Origin of the sequence: Streptomyces sp. NPDC046716 (assembly GCF_040645755.1) — a bacterium.
Taxonomy (GTDB): Bacteria; Actinomycetota; Actinomycetes; order Streptomycetales; family Streptomycetaceae; genus Streptomyces.
Map to the genome: position 1 here is coordinate 131,237 of NZ_JBEYYU010000014.1, position 17,075 is coordinate 148,311.

The following is a 17,075-nucleotide window of genomic DNA, read 5'->3' on the forward strand; positions in this document are numbered from 1 at the left end:
CGATGGGCATCGGGGGGTTCGTCGACCGGCTCGGCGATGGTCTGGAGAACGCGGCGGACGGAGCGAAGAAGGCGGTCGGCGGGGCCGTCGAGTGGGGCGCGGACAAGGCGGCCGACGGCCTGGACAAGGTCGGTCTGGACGGCGCGGCCGAGAAGGTGCGGGACGGCGGCGAGTCGGTCGCCAACCGGCTCGGCGCCCAGGTCGACGAGCGGGATCTCGGCGACACCGATGAGCCCAGGGAACTGGTCCACGGCAGCCCGGGCAGGATCGAGGCCACCGCGAAACATCTGCGGGACTTCTCCGCCGCGTTCGAGAGCGCCGGACAGGGCATGCGCGGTCTGGACTCCGGCAGTTGGCAGGGCAGCGCCGGGGACGCGTTCCGGGAGAAGTTCGACGTCCAGCCGAAGGCGTGGCTCACCGCGGCGGACGCCTGCGAGTCGGCGGCCGACGCGCTGGCAGCGTACGCATCGACAGTGCATTGGGCGCAGGGTCAGGCCCGGGAGGCCATCGAGAAGTGGGCGGCGGCCGAGCGGGCCTCGAAGCAGGCGGTCAGCGACTACAACTCCCGTGTCGACGCGTACAACAGCGACGTAGCCTCGTACAACGACACGGTCCAGCAGGGGGGCGACCCAGGTGACGTCCCGGCGAAGCCCGGTGCGTTCACCGATCCCGGCAAGGAAGGCCGGGCAGCGGCGGAGCACTTGCTCGCCGAGGCCCGCCGACAGCGCAACGACGCGGGCCAGGATGCTCGGCGGCTGGTGGCTGCGGCACTGAACACGGCCCCGGAGAAGCCCGGCTTCCGGGACCGCATGAAGGCCGACGGCGAAGATCTGATCGCGGCCAACACGCTGAGCGCGGTGCACGTGGCCGGCGGTGTCGCCTCGGGCCTCACCGATCTGACGAAACTGGCTCGCACCTTCAACCCGCTGGAGCCCTACAACCTCACTCACCCCGGCGAGGCGTACGGGCAGCAGCAGATGGTGCTGGCGGGTCTCGCCGGCACGGCCGCGCATCCCGAGCAGTTGCCGAAGGCGATGCTCGGCTCGGGCTGGAAGAGCGACCCTGGCGAGGCCACCGGCGTCTTCCTGTCGAACCTGATCGGCGGCAAGGGCGCGGGCGGAGTCGCCAAGGCCGGTCTGCGGGGCGCGCTGAAGTCAGGGGCCCGGGGTGCGGCGGAGGGGACGGCTCGCCGCAGCCTGCGCGACAGCGTGAAGGAACTGAGCCGCAGATTCACCGACCGTACGTGCAAGACGGACCCGGTGGACGTGGCGACGGGCCGGATGCTCCTGCCACAGACCGACATCACGCTGCCCGCACTGCTGCCCCTGGTCTTCGAGCGGTTCTTCGAGTCGTCGTGGCGGGCGGGCCGCTGGTTCGGCCCCACCTGGACCTCGACCGCCGATCAGCGTCTGGAGATCGACGCCGAGGGCGTCATCTTCATCAGCGCCGACGGCACCATGCTGGCGTACCCGCACCCGGTGCCGGGCCTGCCGGTCCTGCCCGCGGAGGGCCCGCGCCACCCGCTGGAGATCGACGCCCACGGTGACTACACCCTGACCGACCCCGAGTCGGGCCGCGTCCGGCAGTTCGACGCCCCGGCCGACGGCCCGGACGGCATCGCGCCGCTCGCACAGATATCGGACCGAACCGGTCAGTGGATCACCTTCGCGTACGACGAAGAGGGCGCGCCGACCTCGATCGCGCACAGCGCGGGCTACCACCTGAAGGTCACCACCGAGGCGGGCCGCATCACCGCCCTGCACCTGGCAGGCGCGGCGGAGGACGGCGGCGACACCGAGATCGTCCGTTTCGGCTACGGCTCCGAAGGTCACCTGTCGAAAGTCGTCAACTCCTCAGGCAAACCGACCCGTTACGGCACCGACGAACTCGGCCGCATCACCTCGTGGAGCGACACCAACGACTCCACCTTCCACTACGTGTACGACGACCGGGACCGCTGCATCAGCCAGGGCGGCACCGAGGGCCACATGGTCAACACGTTCGCGTACGGCGACCGCGACCCGGACACGGGCCTGTCCACCACGGTGATCGCCAACTCCCTGGGCCACACCAGCCGTTACCTGATCAACGACAAGTGCCAGGTGATCGCGGAAACCGACCAGACGGGCGCGACCACCCGCACCGCCTACGACCGTCTCGACAAGGTCCGCTCGATCACCGACGCGCTCGGCCGCACCACGCAGTTCGCCTACGACGACGCGGGCCACCTCGGCCTGGTCATCCGCCCGGACGGCCACTACACGAGCGCGGCCCACAACCACCAGGGCCTGCCGACCACGGTCACCTCCCCCGACGGCGCCGTGTGGCACCGCACGTACGACGAGCGCGGCAACCCGACGACGGTCACCGACCCGACCGGCGCCACTACCCGTTACGCGTACACGGCGTCGGGCCATCTGGCGTCGATCACGGATGCTCTGGGGGCGACGACCTCGGTCACGACGAACCGGGCGGGCCTCCCTCTGTCGGTGACCGACCCCCTGGGCGCGATCACCCTCTACGAGCACGACGCGTTCGGTCGCACCACGACGGTGACGGACGCGCTCGGCCACCGCACGGCGCTCGCCTGGACGGTCGAGGGGAAGCTCATCCGGCGCACGTCCCCGGACGGCAGCACCGAGTCCTGGACGTACGACGGCGAGGGCAACTGCACGCACCACACCGACGCGCTCGGTCAGGTGACGGCGTACGAGTACACCCACTTCGACCTGCTGACGGCCCGCACGGACCCGGACGGCACCCGCCACGTATTCACGCACGACACCGAACTCCGTCTGACCCAGGTCACCAACCCCCAGGGTCTGACGTGGACCTACTCCTACGACCCGGCGGGCCGCCTGATCGCGGAGACGGACTTCGACGCCCGCACCCAGCACTACGCCCACGACGCCTCGGGCCGTCTGACGGCCCGTACCACCCCGCTCGGCGACACGATCGGCTTCGCCCACGACCCGCTCGGCAACCTCACGGCCAAGACGGTCGGCGACGCGGTCACCGAGTACACGTACGACCTGGCGGGCCGCCCCACCCGCATCACCGGCCCGGACGCCACCCTCACGTACACCTACGACACGGCGGGCCGCACCCTCGCCGAGTCGACGAACGGCCGCACGGTCTCCTACACGTACGACACCCTGGGCCGCCGCACCTCGCGCACCACGCCCACGGGCGCCCTGAGCGAATGGACGTACGACGCGGCGGGCAACCGCACCGCCCTGACCGCGTCCGGCCGCACCCTCGCCTTCACCCACGACGCCCTCGGCCAGGAACTGACCCGCACCCTGGGCTCCGCTGTCACGCTGACCAGCACCTGGGACCCCCTGGGCCGCCTCTCCACCCACCAGGTCACGGGTCCTGCCTCACAGCCCCTCCAGCACCGCGCCTACACCTACCGCGCCGACGGCAACCTCACCGCGATCGACGACGCCCTCAACGGCCCTCGCCGCTTCACCCTCGACGCGCGGGGCCGTGTCACATCGGTGAACGCCCACAACTGGACGGAGACGTACGCCTACGACGCCGCCGGAAACCAGACGCAGGCCACCTGGCCGGACTCGATGCCGGGCCAGGAGGCCACCGGCGCCCGCGAGTACATCGGCACCCGGATCACGCGCGCGGGCGCCATCCGCTACGAGTACGACGCGGCGGGCCGCACCACGCTCCGCCAGAAAACCCGCCTTTCACGGAAGCCGGACACGTGGCGCTACACGTGGGACGCGGAGGACCGCCTCACGGAGTGCGTGACGCCTGACGGCGCGGTGTGGCGGTATCTGTACGACCCGCTGGGGCGGCGCATCGCGAAGCAGCGCCAGGCGGGGGACGGCGAGGCGGTACTGGAGCAGGTGGAGTTCGCGTGGGACGACAGCACGCTGTGCGAAGAGACCTCGTACGGCCGAGGCGGCGACACCCTTCTTGCATTGACCTGGGACCACCAGGACCTGCATCCCCTCATCCAGCGCGAACGGAGAACCGCGGCTGACGCCCCTCAACACACGATCAACGAACGCTTCTTCACGATCGTCAGTGACCTCGTCGGCACCCCCACTGAACTTCTCGATGAGACCAACGAGATTGCTTGGCGCGCCCGGACCACCCTCTGGGGAGCCACCAACTGGAACCGCAGTGCTACGGCGTACACGCCGCTGCGCTTCCCCGGCCAGTACCACGATCTCGAGACCGGCCTCCACTACAACTACTTCCGCCACTACGCGCCCGAAGCCGCCCGGTATCTCACGGCTGACCCCCTGGGGCTCTACCCTGCCCCCAATCCCTCCACATACGTCGACAACCCACACTCGTGGACCGACGCTCTGGGGCTTTCCCCTTGCCCCAGGGGGGCTTGGCAGGATAGGGCCGACTTCTCCAGCCAAAAAGTCATGAGCAAGAAGTTCCACGCCCACGCCGGAGACTTCCTGGACCAACCGGGTAACCTCAATAAGGCCAACCTGCAAAAGTTTGAATCCGCCATGCGCGAACACATGGCGGCCGACGGGACCAAGATCTACCGTTTCGACTATCGCGGCCAGGGCAATGCCGTGGGCTTCATAGATCCCACGGCGCAGAAAATGGTCATGCTGCACTCGGACGGCAAATTCTGGTCCGCCTGGAAACTGAGCGACAAGCAGTTCCAGGGAATTATCGACAAAGGATTTCTGTGGTGAACGCAGCCGACAATACGAGCTCCGAGAAAATCGTGAGCTCGGTGATACAGGGCCGATCATTCGCTCAGTCTTGGCTGGAGAACAAGGTCGCCGCCCCAGTCCCTGCAGGCGGTCACGTAGACGCGTCGCTCACACGTCGGATTGCTGCTGGTTGTCGCGCAGTCGGCACCTCGGAGGTTGTCTGCATCCCCTTGCCAACCACTCCCGGCCTTCCGGCGCATACTCCTGAGCATCATCCTCTCGATGCCGACCTGAAGCATCTCCGCCCACCGGTCTTGCTGTGCTCACCGAACCTGGCGGGAGCGCTGCTGTTCCCAGCTCCCGGGTACGCAATTCTAGCGGGAACGCAGAAATTCATGACGGCTGCACTCGAAGGAGGAACTGACGGAGCGCGGGCACAATTTGGCCGCTACGCCCGTCACGCACAGGACCGTCGGTCCGAAATCGAGACCGTAGCGAGGAAATTCCCCCCTCGGAATCGCTCCTGGTCACGCGCCGAGCAAGTGGAGCCGAACACGAGCACCGCACGAATGCTCAACCTGCTCGACTCCTTCCTCAAGGACAACATCAGCGCCCCTGCCTTCGCGGACGGGTGGTGGCAAGAACGCCGCGCGGCCCAGGCAGGCGGCGAGCGCACCCAGGGACAGCTTTCCCAACTACTTGAGGGCGTCTTCATGACCCTGGAGGACTATTCAGTCGACCCTTCTCTCCGAGAACCAGGCGACCTCACCGACACAGAACTGCGGGCCAGGATCAAAGAGATCACACAGTCGCAGCAGCTCTGATCGCACCTCGCCAAAGACACTGGGCGCAGCGGCTGGCTCGACTGGGAATGACCTCGCGCTACGCCTTCCTCAATGGCGACCCACTTGCCGACGTTCGACGCGGTCGAGGTCGCCCGAGAGCAGGGCGTCGTGGGTGAGGGTGAAGTCGCCGTTGGGCAGGGGCTGTCCCGCGCCGTAGTGGCGGCCCATGACCGTGGTGGGCAGGAAGGTGCGGAGGCGGTGGCGCGTGGTGGGCGGGTGGGGCACGGGGGCGCCCCAGCCGGGTGGGGCCTCGTCCGTGGAGTAGAGGACCCAGTGGTCGACGGGGACCGTGGCGTCGAGGTCCGGGGGCCCGCCGGTGTGGCTGTCCAGCGCCGGGAGCGTCAGAAGGTCGGGGTCGTGGGGCGCGTACCGGAGCAGGAGCGGTTTGGCGCGCCGCGCGTCGGCGTTGTCGAAGCAGCAGAGCGCGATGGCGTGGTCGGGGAAGTGGTCCGCGTAGAAGTTCAGGAGGTCCGGGTCGAGGGCCGGGCGGCGGTGCGGCGGCACCCGCCACAGCGCGGCGGGGATCGCGGTGGGGTCGTCGGCGAGCAGCACCGTGTAGACGTCGTGGTCGAAGACCTGGACGGCGGACCGCGGCTCCGCGCCCATCAACGCGATGCCGTCCGCCGCCGCTTCGGCGTCCTCGACGGCGGTCACCATGCGGCGCAGGACATCGCCGTCGCGTCCGGTGGGGAGGAAGTGCCGCGGGGTGAGGTGGCTGGTGGGCAGGTGCAGCAGCATGGCGTTCGGGCCTTCGGCCAGGTTGACCGCCGTGTTCTGGTAGCCGAGTACGTGGATGAGCCCGTGCTCGGGATGATGCTGCCGGCCGCAGTACACGATCGTGCCGGAGAAATCCGCCGCACCCGTCGATATGCACATGGCGGCAAGCTACCCCCACCGGGGCGGGAGCGATCGAGGATCTGCCCGGCAGCGGGCGTACGAGGACTCTCTCGACCTGGCGCTGTTCGAAGCGGCGTTCTGCTTTACGTGTCACGAAGTCCGTCTGCACGGAACGGCCGTGCAGCCCGCCCGGCCAGGCTCTTCTCGCTCGCGTCCGCGCGGCGGACCGGTGGCCGGCCCTCGCGCCGCCGCTCCGGTTCGCTTGATGGGCGGGCCCCGCGCCTGAATACTGGCGAGGTGGGCACTGAACAGCCGGACCGGTCGGACTTCAGCGACGTCGTCGGAGCGTGGGCGGACGCGAGCGGTGAGCGCGACCGTCGGGCCGACGAGCGCGAGGCCGCCGCCGACGAGCGCGAGGCCGCCGCCGACGAGCGCGAGGCCGCCGCCGACGAGCGCGAGGCCGTCGCCGACGAGCGCGAACGGTCCCTGAACGCACGGGTGGAGCAGGCGGACCGGCGGGCCCGCAGCCTCGGCACGGATGCCCCCAGCACACTTCAGCGTTCTCAGGAGGCGAGCGAGAGGGCACGGGCACTGCTGGCGGCCAGCGAGGCCCGACTGGCGCGCGCCGAGGCCAACTTGGCGCGCGCGGAGGTTCACAACGCGCGCGAGCACTGGGCCGCACGGCATGAGGCCGCCATCTCGGACCGGTTGCTCGATACCGCGAGTTCGTCACGGCAGGACAACCTCGACATCTTCGTGGAGCAGCTCCACGCGCGGTATCTCAGCGCCGCGGGCGCGTTGGCCGACGCGCACGACATGGTGGCCCAGCATCACGAACGCCTCGGCCAGAGCGAGACGCCGGCCACGGAGGAACACCGCCGCCTCGCCCGTCGCGCACGCCAGGCGGCACTGCACCTCCGCACAGCCGCGCATCAGGCCACCTACCCGGAGGGCGATGTGCCGCCCGCCGACCTGCCGCACTGATCAGACGGTGTACTTCTCGTGCGGGACGCCGCGCTCCCACACCGTCTCGAAGGCGCTCGCCGCGAGCTGGACGACCGCCGGTTCGGTGCGGACCTCCCATTGGGGCCCGCTCCAACTCCCGTCACCCGCGTAGTGGTTGAACAGGACCATGGCCCGGTCGAAGAGCCAGAAGTCGTTGCCCGGCAGGGCGATGTCCGAGGCGCGGCGCCGCGGGAGCCAGCGCACGCTCTCTCCGGCGAGCGCGTTGACGGCGGTCCCGGCGTGCTCGTACTTGATGTACGGGGTGACGGGCTCGGACACAATGCGTGCCCGGCGCATCCTGATGTCCCGGGCTCTGGTGCGGCGGATCAGGTCCACCCACGGCGCCCAGTACGCCGAGCGCGGGTCGACGTCGCGTTCACCGGTACGCTCCCAGCGCTCGAAGTCGTCCGACTCGTCACCGACCCCGTACGCGTCGCGCATCTCCAGATGGCACGCGGAGTACCGGGCGGTGGCGAGGAGTTCCTCGAAGCCGGGCACGTCGCTCCCTCCGATGGACCGTGGTTCCATTCCTGCCTCCGCTGCTCTGCCGCTTGCACCGCCTTTCAGGACCATCGCCCTGACGACGAGGCCAGTTCAAGGCTCCTGAGCGCTTGTGGCTGGAAAGCGCCGATATGTGCGCAATTGTGCCGCGTATGCCGGGCCGGAGTGCTCGGAGTGCGCGGCACGGACGGCGGGAGCGGAGAGGGCCGGGCTCAGTCGCCGGACGCCGTGAGTCCCAGTTCGAACCAGACCGACTTGCCCACGCCGCCGCCCTCACGCGCCTGCGCGCCCCACTCCCCCGCCAGCATCTCCACGAGCGCCAGCCCCCGCCCCGACTCCTCCTCCGCCGATGCCGTACGCGGGGTCGGCAGCACGTCGCTCGCGTCCGTCACCGTCACCCGGAGTCCGGTCGCCGTCAGGGTCGCCCGCGCGCGGATCTCCCGGCCGGCCGGGGTCTTCGCGTGGCGGTACGCGTTCGTCATCAGTTCGCTGAGCAGCAGCTCCGCCGTGTCCGTGACGTCCGCCGGCAGCGCCCAGCGGCCCGCCGTCTCCCGGAACAGCAGCCGCGCCCTCCCGACGCTGCGGGCGTGGCGCGGCAGGCGCCACTCGATGTCCTGGGGGAGGCGCGTCGGCGGTGTGGTCTGCATGCGACCACCGTCCCGGTTCGCGCGTACGCTCGGGAGTAACGACGCATGTACTTCGGGTAGTTGTACCCGTTGTGACCCCTGAGGGAAGTGGTGCGTGCCGATGACTGCCGAGGCGAATCTCGCGTGGCGTTACTGCGGTAGCCAGATCAAGCTGTGGCGCACCGAAGCGGGGGTCGACCGGGAGATACTGGCCAAGGAGGCCGGGTACGGCTGCGAGTACGTGAAGTCCATGGAGAACGGGCGGCGCAAGCCCACCCTTCGGCTCCTCCAGATCGCCGATCAGCTCTGCGGCGCGGGCGGGAAGATCGTCGCCGCGCAGGAGTATCTGAAGCCCGAGCCGCATCCGCAGCGGTCGCAGGAGTTCATGGCGCTGGAGAAGGACGCCATCGCCGTCAGTTCGTACGAGCCACTGCTCGTTCCCGGACTGCTCCAGGCGCCCGCGTACGCGAAGGCGCTCATCGGCGCCAGTTCCCCGCCGCTCGACGACGAGACCGTCGAGGAGCGCGTCGCCGGACGGCTCAAGCGGCAGGAGGCCCTGACGTCCCGGACCGGCGTCATGTTCAGCTTCGTCATGTTCGAGGCCGCGCTGCGGTCGCAGGTGGGCGGGCGGGACGTGATGGAGCGGCAGCTTCAACATCTGCTGGCGATCGGCGAGTTGCGGAATGTGTTGATTCAGGTGCTGCCGTTCGGGCGGGCTTACGGGGTTGCCCTCAACGGGCCCATCGCCCTCCTGGAGACCGCCGACCACGAGTACTACGCGTTCGCTGAGGGACAGAAGACCAGCGCCCTGTACGCCGACGCGGACAAGGTCAGTCAGCTCACCCGGGCCCATGACATGATCCGGATGCACGCCCTCAGCCCCGAGGATTCGGCCGAGTTCATCAGAAAGGTGGCGCAGACACTGTGAACTCCAGCCTGACGTGGTTCAAGTCGAGCTACAGCGACAGCGAGGGCAGCAATTGCCTCGAAGCCGCCATCGACCCCTCCCGCATTCACATCCGCGACTCGAAGCTCGGACCCCAAAGCCCCACCTTCAGCGCCGCCGCGCCCGCCTGGAACGCCTTCCTGGCGCACGCTCGTACCGCCTGAGCTTCGAGCCTCGGCGTCCGAGTGCCGCTTGTGAGGAATGGGTGGTCGGGTCTCAACCCACCCTCCCACCCTGCCCGTTGACCAGGCACGGTCACTTTCCGCGTTCGGCTTGCGACACATGGTCGCCACCCTCTAGCGTTCGCGGCAACAAACAACCCCGGCCAGGTGCTGGAACACCTGCCGGGGTCTGACCATCAAGATCGGAAAAAGCGATCCCATGGCTGTCGAAAACTCTATCTCCGCGCTGCCCTCACCCGCACACCCCCTGGCCAACCCCGGCTACGGAAAACGCGGCACCCCGGACCAGGGCCCCCTGCGCCGGGACTCCTTCGCACACCTCCCCCTCCGCGCCCGCTACCTCGCCGGGTTCATCGACGCGCTCCCCGAGCAGGGCGCCATAGACGCGAAGACGCTCGCGAAGGCGCAGCCCCTGTACGGGCAGGCGGCGGTCCGGTCCGCGCTGAACGAGCTGTCCGCCGCCGGGCACCTGCGCCGCGTACGGCGGCTGTCCGACCCCGGCGCCGAGAACGGCACGACCCGCTGGGTGTTCCACACGTACTGGTCGCGCGTCGCACGCGATGACGAGTGGTGGGCCCGGTTCCTCGACGGTGACGTACCGGAGCCGGAACGCAATGCACCGGAGCGACCGGAACCCCGCTCCGACGCCTACCGCCGCCTCGCCCAACTCGGTCTCCGCGATCCCCGGTTGACCCTCTCGGCAGCGGACTGCGCGACCCTGGAGGCGGCGGCCACCGAGTGGCTGGCCCGCGAACCCGACCCCCAGCTGTTCACGCAGGCCATGACCGGCGGCCTGCCCGAAGCCGTCCACTCGCCCCGCGCCTTCCTCGCCACCCGCCTCCGCGACAAGCTGCCTCCGCACCGGACACGGGCCGCCCACACGCCCGTACCGACGGCGCACCGCACGCTCGTGGAGTGCACGGACTGCGGGCGGCCGGGGAGGCCGGAGGCATTGCCGGGCGGGCTGTGCCGGGGGTGCCGCCCCGATCTGGGCAAAAGGTGAGATCCCGCAAGTCTATGTACAGTAAATTGGGAGATTGAGTCTGGTTATGTACATCCAGGAGGCTGCCATGTCCCTCACACACATCGACATCGACGACGAGGAGCTGGAGACAGCCAAGCGACTCGGCGGGCACCGGACGAAGACCGCCGCGGTGGCCGCGGCGCTTCAGGAGTACAACATGCGCAGGATGCGCGCAGCCGCCCATGAGAGGTATTTCGAGCTGGCCAAGGGCTGGGACATCGAAGGCGCCGAAGCGGCACACCAGGCAGACAAGGACGCGCACCGCCAGTGATCAAGTACCTGCTCGACTCGTCCGCGCTATGGCGCCTCCTGCGCGACCGCAAGCTCCACGAATCGTGGCACGAGACCATCGCAGACGGCGAGATCGCGTCCTGCTATCCCCAGCGGGCCGAAGTCCTGGCGTCCGCACGGAACTTGGCGGAGTTCGACGGCCTCAGTTCCATGTTCACGGATCTCTACGGCGATGTGACGGTGCCCAAGAATGCGGGGCAGTGGATCGGCGGGCTACAGCGGCGCGCCGCCGAGGCCGGGTGCCACCAAGCTCTCTCCGCAGTGGACCTCCAGCTGTGCGGGACAGCGGCGCATCACGGCCTGGTGGTCCTCCACGACGACCGCGACTTCGTCACCGCCTCCCGGCTCGCCGTCGAGCTCAGCCAGCACAACGTGCACGACGGCCCGCGCGTCTGACACGCGGACCGTCGGCACGGGCGTCGGCCCAGGGCACGGCTACTTCGGCAACCACGCCTTCCACTCGGACCGGTGACCGTCCACCCACTTCTTCGCCGCCGCCTCCGGCGACAGCTTCTTGTCGGCGATCAGGAGGGAGACCTCGTTCTGGTCGTCCGTCGTCCAGCGGAACTTCTTCAGGAAGGCCGACGCCTCGCCACCGGACTTGGCGAAGTCCGCGTTGAAGTACTTCTGGAGCGGGGTCGTCGGGTACGCGCAGGTGATCTTCTTCGGGTCGGCGTCGCAGCCCTCCTTGTACGGGGGCAGCTTCACCTCCGTCATCGGAACCTGCTGGGACAGCCACTGCGGGGTGTACCAGTAGGACAGGAACGGCTTCTTCTGCTTCGCGAACTGCTTCATCTGCGTGATCTGCGCGGCCTCGGAGCCGGAGAAGACGACCTGGTAGTCGAGGTCCAGGTTCTCGACGAGCGCCTTGTCGTTCGTGACGTACGACGGCGAGCCGTCGAGGAGTTGGCCCTTGCCGCCGCTCTCCGCGGTCTTGAGCTGATCCGCGTACTTGTTGAGGTTCTTCCAGTTCGTGATGTCCGGGTGCTGCTTCGCGAAGTACGTCGGGACGAACCAGCCGATGTGGCCGGTGACGCCGAGACCGCCGCCCGCGACGATGGTCTTCTTGTCCTTGACGTAGCGGGCCTCCTGGTCGGGGTGGCCCCAGTCCTCCAGGATCGCGTCGACGCGGCCCTGGCTGAGGGCGTCCCAGGCGGGGACCTCGTCGACCTGGACGGTGTCGACGCGGTAGCCGAGCTCGTGCTCCAGGATGTACTGGGCGACGGCCACGTTGGCCTGCGCGCCGACCCAGGACTGCACGGAGAGGGTGACCGTCTTGGCGCCCTTGGCGTTGGCGAACGGCGACGACTGCTTCGTCATGTCCGCCGCGCCGCAGCCGGTCACGGCCAGAAGGGCTCCGGAGGCGGCGACCACGGCCGCGTAGCGATGCGTGCGCTTCATGATGCTCACGCCCCCTTTCCTTCGTGCGTGCGGCGGCCCGTCGGCTGCGTCACCCGGTCCAGCATCAGGCCGAGGCAGACGATCGCGGCGCCCGCGACGAGTCCGGTGGCCAGGTCGCCCTGGGCGAGGCCGAACACGACGTCGTAGCCGAGCGCGCCACCGCCGACCAGGCCGCCGATGATGACGACGGCGAGGGTCAGGACGACACCCTGGTTCACGGCGAGGAGCAACGCGGGGCGGGCGAGCGGGAGTTGGACCTGACGGAGCTGCTGCGCCGTGGTCGCGCCCATCGAACGGGACGCCTCCAGCGCGGCCGGGTCGACCTGACGCAGGCCCTGCGTGGTGATGCGGACGACGGCGGGCAGCGCGTACACGACGGCCGCCGCGACGGCCGGGGCGCGGCCGACGCCGAACAGGGCGACGACCGGGATCAGGTACACGAACTGCGGCATCGTCTGGAAGACGTCCAGGACCGGGCGGAGCAGGCGTTCGAAACGGTTGCTGCGGGCCGCCGCGATGCCGATCGCGAAACCGAGGACCAGGGTCACCGCGACGGCGGCCAGCACCTGGGAGAGCGTGTCGAGGGACGCCTTCCACACGCCGAGATACCCGATCGCGGCCATCGCGAGGACGGCGGTCAGCGCGGTGCGCCAGGTGCCGATCAGCCAGGCCAGCGCGGCGACGATCAGGAGGACGGACCACCACGGGAGCCAGGTCAGGCCCGAGCGGACCGGGTCCAGGATCCAGGTGGTGAAGCGGGCGGCCCAGTCGGCGGTGCCGCCGACGTAGGGGACGCCGGTGTAGAGGTGGTCGGTCATCCAGTCGACGGCGTCGTTCACCGTGGGCGCGATCCTGACGACCCAGGCGTCCGGCCAGTCGAGACGGTCCGCGAAACGGGCCGCGAGCGCGACGACGACCGTGCCCGCCGCGACCACACCCCACTTCCAGCGGGCCGGTGCCTCGTGCGAGCCGAGCTTCTCGCCCGCCGCGCCCGTGACCCGGTCGAGGATCACGGCGAGCAGCACGATCGGGATGCCCGCGGCGAGCGCGGCGCCGACGTCGACCGAGGCGAGGGCCTGGTAGACGCGGTCGCCGAGACCGGCGGCGCCGATCACGGAGGCGATGACGGCCATCGACAGCGCCATCATGATCGTCTGGTTGAGGCCGAGGAGGAGTTCCTTGCGGGCCAGCGGGAGGCGGGCCGAGAACAGACGCTGGCGGAACGTCGCGCCGAGCGAGGTGACGGCCTCCATGACCCCGCCGTCGGCGGAGCGCAGACCGAGCGCGGTCAGGCGGGCCATGGGCGGGGCCGCGTAGACGACGGTGGCGAGGACCGCGGCCGGTACGCCCATGCCGAAGACCAGCACGACCGGCAGCAGGTACGCGTACGCGGGCAGCGCCTGCATGGTGTCGAGGACCGGGCGCAGCATGCGGTACATGCGCTCGCTCAGGCCCGCGGCGAGGCCGAGCAGGGCGCCGACCACGACCGAGGCGAGCACGGCGACGACCATCAGCGCGAGCGTCTGCATCGTCGGGATCCACATGCCGAGGGCGCCGCAGGCCAGGAGGGCGACGACGGCGGACGCGGCGAGGCGCCAGCCGGCGACGCGCCAGGCGATCAGGCCCGCGGCCGCGGTCACACCCGCCCAGCCGGCGGCGAGCAGCACCACGTAGACGGCGCGGATGGCGACGATGAGCGCGTTGCTGACGTGGCCGAGGAAATAGACGAACAGCGGGTTGCTGTCCCGGTTGTCGATGATCCAGTCGCTGGCCTTGCCGAGCGGTTCGGACACGTCGACGGTGAGGGCGTGCGGCCAGGCGGCGCCGGACCAGTGGGCGGTGGCGATCGGCACGAGGACCGCCGCGACGACGGCGAGCAGCAGGAGCTTGCCGAGGGCGCGGTGGCGGGGCCTCAGGTTCTTGAGCGCGCCCGCGCCGGTCTTCGACGGCGGGGCGGCGGTGACGGCGGCGGTCATCTATACCGCCTCCTCGCTCGTGGCGGGGGCGCCGCCCACCACCTCGATCAGCCGCTCGTGGTCGACGATGCCCAGGCAGCGGCCCTGGTCCATCACCCGTACCGCGAACCCGGTGCGCGCGACGGCCTCGATGGCCTCCGAGACCGTGGCGTCCGGCGCGATCGCCGCGCCGCGCTCGGCCTCGTCGTTGTCGGCGGCGCGCATGGCGCGGCGCACGGTCATGACCTGCTCGCGGGGGACGTCGCGGACGAATTCCCGTACGTAGTCGTCGGCGGGCGCGCCCACGATCTCCTCGGGCGTGCCGAGCTGCACGATCTTCCCGTCGCGCATCAGGGCGATGCGGTCGCCCAGGCGCAGCGCCTCGGTCAGGTCGTGGGTGATGAAGACCATGGTGCGGCCCTCCTCGCGGTGCAGCCGCACGACCTCTTCCTGCATCTCGCGCCGGATCAGCGGGTCGAGCGCGCTGAACGGCTCGTCGAAGAGCAGGACTTCGGGGTCGACGGCGAGCGCGCGGGCCAGGCCCACGCGCTGCTGCTGGCCGCCGGAGAGCTGGCCGGGACGGCGGTCCTCCAGGCCCTCCAGGCCGACCTTCGCGACGACCTCGGCGGCTCTCGCCCGGCGCTCGGCGCGGCCGACGCCCTGGATCTCCAGGCCGTAGGCGACGTTGTCGAGGACCGTGCGGTGCGGCAGCAGCCCGAAGTGCTGGAAGACCATGGCGGCACGGCGCCTGCGCAGGGTGCGCAGCCGGGACTTGTCCATGGCGAGGACGTCCTCGCCGTCGATGGCCAGCTCGCCCGAGGTCGGCTCGATGAGCCGGGTCAGACAGCGCACCAGCGTGGACTTGCCCGAGCCGGACAGGCCCATCACGACGAAGACCTCGCCGCGCTCGACGTCGAAGGAGACGTCGCGGACGGCAGCGGTGCAGCCGGTGCGCTCACGCAGCTCGGCGGCGTCCAGACCCGCCAACTCCTCCTGCTGCGGCACGCGTTCGGCCTTGGGGCCGAACACCTTCCACAGGTTGCGGACGGAGAAGACGGTCTCGGTACCCGTCTCCGTACGCGTTTCAGTGGCTGTACTCATCACGCATCACCACCCATCAGCTCGGCGCACTTCTCCCCGACCATGAGCACCCCGATCATCGGGTTCACCGCGGGCATCGTCGGGAAGACGGACGCGTCGGCAATACGGATGGACTGCAGCCCGCGGACCCTCAACTCGGGGTCGACCACGGCGAGTTCATCGTCAGCGGCCCCTATTCGGCAAGTGCCCGCGGGGTGGTAGACGGTGTGGGCGACCTTGCGGGCGTACTCGCTCAGCTCCTCGTCGCCCGTGACGTCGGGGCCGGGGCACACCTCGCGCTTGAGCCAGCCGGCCAGCGGCTGCGTCTTCGCGATCTCGCGGGCGATGCGGATGCCGTCGACGAGGGTCTTGCCGTCGTAGTCGTCCTCGTCGGTGAAGTACCGGAAGTCGAGGGCGGGCTTGACCTCGGGGTCCGCGCTGGTCAGGTACAGGCGGCCGCGGCTCTTCGGCTTGGGGATGTTCGGCGTCATGGACACCCCGTGCTCGGGCTTCTCGTAGCCGAGCCGCTCGGGGTTGTCCGTGAACGGGATCTGGTAGAAGTGGAACATCAGGTCCGGCCCGGCGGCCTCGGGGTCGCGCTGGACGAACAGGCCCGCATCGCTGTCCATGGCGCTGTTGTCGGGGATCGGCCCGTCGGTCTCCCAGACGATGACCGACTCGGGGTGGTCGAGCAGGTTCTCGCCGACGCCCGGCAGGTCGTGCAGGACGGGGATGCCGAGCTTCTCCAGGTCGGCCTTCGGGCCGATGCCGGAGTGCAGGAGCAGGCGGGGGGTGTCGACGGCTCCGGCGCAGACGACGACCTCGCGCCGCGCCGTGATCAGCTTCTCCTCGCCGTCCTTGGCGCGCACGCGCACCCCGCTCGCCCGGGTGCCGTCGACGAACTCCAGCCTGTGCGCCCACGTCTCCAGCAGGAGCGTCAGGTTGGGGCGGTCGCCGGCCTCCATGTGCGGGTGCAGGTACGCCACCGACGCGGACGAGCGCTTGTTGTTCTCGGGGTGGTAGGCGAGGTCGAAGAAGCCGACGCCGTCCTTGAAGGGTGCCTTGTTGAAGCCGTCGACGCGCGGCACGCCGGTCGCCGTCTGCGCGGCCTCGACGAAGTCGCGGGCGATGGCGTTGCGGTCCAGCTCCCCCACCGCGACGATGTTGTTGCGGAGCTTGCCGAAGTAGGGGTCCATCGCCTTGTGGTCCCAGCCGGTGGCGCCGGCCGCGGCCCACTCGTCCCAGTCGCCGGGCAGCGGCTTGAACGAGATCAGGGTGTTGTGCGAGGAGCAGCCGCCGAGGACCTTGGCGCGGCTGTGCAGGATGTGCGAGTTGCCGCGGGGCTGCTCGGTCGTGGTGTAGCCGTAGTCGAGGTCGCCGCCGAGCAGGCCGAGCCAGCGGCGCAGGGTCAGTACGTCGTCGCGGCCGATGTCGCTGGGGCCGCCCTCGATGACGGCGACCGTGATGCCGGGGTCCTCGGTGAGCCGGGAGGCGATCACCGACCCGGCGGTGCCGCCGCCGACCACTACGTAGTCGTACGTGTTCTCGGGCGGTTCAGGGTGTATCGGCATGCGTCAACTCCGTAGGTTTGCAAGGTACTGCGCGTAATGGAGACGGTCGGGTCGTCGGTCGGGCGCGGGCCGGTGGCCGCTTCTCGCGCAGTTCCCCGCGCCCTTCAGGGGCCAGTACTCGCGCCAGTTCTCGATGCCGCTGACGCAGGTCGCGTCGATGGCGAACCT

General features: G+C 69.9%; 15 protein-coding genes. 8 read left to right on the forward strand and 7 right to left on the reverse strand.

The window, feature by feature from the left end:
• Positions 1-2: 2 nt before the first annotated feature.
• Positions 3-4,682, forward strand: a complete 4,680-nt coding sequence (locus tag ABZ930_RS13810) for a putative T7SS-secreted protein (RefSeq protein WP_361546425.1) — start codon at positions 3-5, stop codon at positions 4,680-4,682.
• 530 nt (positions 4,683-5,212) lie between these two features.
• Positions 5,213-5,467 (forward strand): colicin immunity domain-containing protein, encoded by a 255-nt coding sequence (locus ABZ930_RS13815; protein ID WP_361546428.1) that lies wholly within the window; start codon positions 5,213-5,215, stop codon positions 5,465-5,467.
• Positions 5,468-5,536: 69 nt separating this feature from the next.
• Here ABZ930_RS13815 and ABZ930_RS13820 read toward each other — a convergent pair whose 3' ends face one another.
• Positions 5,537-6,364 (reverse strand): hypothetical protein, encoded by an 828-nt coding sequence (locus ABZ930_RS13820; protein ID WP_361546431.1) that lies wholly within the window; start codon positions 6,362-6,364, stop codon positions 5,537-5,539.
• Between the two features lie 258 nt (positions 6,365-6,622).
• Between ABZ930_RS13820 and ABZ930_RS13825 the strand changes: the two genes are divergently transcribed.
• Complete coding sequence (locus ABZ930_RS13825) at positions 6,623-7,309, forward strand: hypothetical protein (RefSeq protein WP_361546434.1); 687 nt, start codon at positions 6,623-6,625, stop codon at positions 7,307-7,309.
• Here ABZ930_RS13825 and ABZ930_RS13830 read toward each other — a convergent pair whose 3' ends face one another.
• Positions 7,310-7,858: a DUF6879 family protein gene (locus tag ABZ930_RS13830; RefSeq protein ID WP_361546437.1), complete on the reverse strand. Its 549-nt coding sequence runs from the start codon at positions 7,856-7,858 to the stop codon at positions 7,310-7,312. It lies immediately after the preceding gene.
• A gap of 185 nt (positions 7,859-8,043) precedes the next feature.
• On the reverse strand, positions 8,044-8,478 hold the full coding sequence (locus tag ABZ930_RS13835; protein WP_361546440.1) for an ATP-binding protein: 435 nt from the start codon (positions 8,476-8,478) through the stop codon (positions 8,044-8,046).
• Positions 8,479-8,578: 100 nt separating this feature from the next.
• Here ABZ930_RS13835 and ABZ930_RS13840 point away from each other — a divergent pair, with 100 nt between their 5' ends.
• From ABZ930_RS13840 to ABZ930_RS13860, 5 genes are all read left to right on the forward strand, one after another.
• Entirely contained in the window at positions 8,579-9,385 is an 807-nt protein-coding gene (locus tag ABZ930_RS13840; protein ID WP_361546480.1) for a helix-turn-helix transcriptional regulator, read from the forward strand.
• A complete protein-coding gene (locus ABZ930_RS13845) occupies positions 9,382-9,567 on the forward strand; it encodes a DUF397 domain-containing protein (protein ID WP_361546441.1) in 186 nt (61 codons plus the stop codon). Before ABZ930_RS13840 ends, ABZ930_RS13845 begins: the two co-directional genes overlap by 4 nt.
• Positions 9,568-9,784: 217 nt before the next feature.
• The gene (locus ABZ930_RS13850; RefSeq protein ID WP_361546444.1) at positions 9,785-10,588 is read left to right on the forward strand and encodes a hypothetical protein; all 804 of its coding nucleotides are present in this window, start codon (positions 9,785-9,787) and stop codon (positions 10,586-10,588) included.
• A gap of 67 nt (positions 10,589-10,655) precedes the next feature.
• The gene (locus ABZ930_RS13855) at positions 10,656-10,880 is read left to right on the forward strand and encodes a type II toxin-antitoxin system VapB family antitoxin (RefSeq protein ID WP_361546447.1); all 225 of its coding nucleotides are present in this window, start codon (positions 10,656-10,658) and stop codon (positions 10,878-10,880) included.
• On the forward strand, positions 10,880-11,296 hold the full coding sequence (locus ABZ930_RS13860) for a PIN domain-containing protein (RefSeq protein WP_361546483.1): 417 nt from the start codon (positions 10,880-10,882) through the stop codon (positions 11,294-11,296). Before ABZ930_RS13855 ends, ABZ930_RS13860 begins: the two co-directional genes overlap by 1 nt.
• A gap of 39 nt (positions 11,297-11,335) precedes the next feature.
• Here ABZ930_RS13860 and ABZ930_RS13865 read toward each other — a convergent pair whose 3' ends face one another.
• Genes ABZ930_RS13865 through ABZ930_RS13880 form a run of 4 tightly spaced genes read right to left on the reverse strand, consistent with a single transcriptional unit; the run spans position 11,336 to position 16,907 of the window.
• Positions 11,336-12,301, reverse strand: a complete 966-nt coding sequence (locus ABZ930_RS13865; RefSeq protein ID WP_361546486.1) for an ABC transporter substrate-binding protein — start codon at positions 12,299-12,301, stop codon at positions 11,336-11,338.
• 5 nt (positions 12,302-12,306) lie between these two features.
• A complete protein-coding gene (locus tag ABZ930_RS13870) occupies positions 12,307-14,277 on the reverse strand; it encodes an ABC transporter permease subunit (protein ID WP_361546450.1) in 1,971 nt (656 codons plus the stop codon).
• Positions 14,278-15,357 (reverse strand): glycine betaine/L-proline ABC transporter ATP-binding protein, encoded by a 1,080-nt coding sequence (locus ABZ930_RS13875; protein WP_361546453.1) that lies wholly within the window; start codon positions 15,355-15,357, stop codon positions 14,278-14,280. It lies immediately after the preceding gene.
• A complete protein-coding gene (locus ABZ930_RS13880) occupies positions 15,357-16,907 on the reverse strand; it encodes a GMC oxidoreductase (RefSeq protein WP_361546456.1) in 1,551 nt (516 codons plus the stop codon). The genes ABZ930_RS13875 and ABZ930_RS13880 overlap by 1 nt, the downstream gene beginning before the upstream one ends.
• Between the last annotated feature and the right edge of the window lie 168 nt (positions 16,908-17,075).

Bases quoted from the DNA above. Each gene is read 5' to 3' on its own strand.
- ABZ930_RS13810 (WP_361546425.1), top strand. From the start codon at position 3: ATGGGCATCGGGGGGTTCGTCGACCGGCTCGGCGATGGTCTGGAGAAC.
- ABZ930_RS13815 (WP_361546428.1), top strand. From the start codon at position 5,213: ATGCTCAACCTGCTCGACTCCTTCCTCAAGGACAACATCAGCGCCCCT.
- ABZ930_RS13820 (WP_361546431.1), bottom strand. From the start codon at position 6,364: ATGTGCATATCGACGGGTGCGGCGGATTTCTCCGGCACGATCGTGTAC.
- ABZ930_RS13830 (WP_361546437.1), bottom strand. From the start codon at position 7,858: ATGGAACCACGGTCCATCGGAGGGAGCGACGTGCCCGGCTTCGAGGAA.
- ABZ930_RS13835 (WP_361546440.1), bottom strand. From the start codon at position 8,478: ATGCAGACCACACCGCCGACGCGCCTCCCCCAGGACATCGAGTGGCGC.
- ABZ930_RS13840 (WP_361546480.1), top strand. From the start codon at position 8,579: ATGACTGCCGAGGCGAATCTCGCGTGGCGTTACTGCGGTAGCCAGATC.
- ABZ930_RS13850 (WP_361546444.1), top strand. From the start codon at position 9,785: ATGGCTGTCGAAAACTCTATCTCCGCGCTGCCCTCACCCGCACACCCC.
- ABZ930_RS13855 (WP_361546447.1), top strand. From the start codon at position 10,656: ATGTCCCTCACACACATCGACATCGACGACGAGGAGCTGGAGACAGCC.
- ABZ930_RS13865 (WP_361546486.1), bottom strand. From the start codon at position 12,301: ATGAAGCGCACGCATCGCTACGCGGCCGTGGTCGCCGCCTCCGGAGCC.
- ABZ930_RS13870 (WP_361546450.1), bottom strand. From the start codon at position 14,277: ATGACCGCCGCCGTCACCGCCGCCCCGCCGTCGAAGACCGGCGCGGGC.
- ABZ930_RS13875 (WP_361546453.1), bottom strand. From the start codon at position 15,357: ATGAGTACAGCCACTGAAACGCGTACGGAGACGGGTACCGAGACCGTC.
- ABZ930_RS13880 (WP_361546456.1), bottom strand. From the start codon at position 16,907: ATGCCGATACACCCTGAACCGCCCGAGAACACGTACGACTACGTAGTG.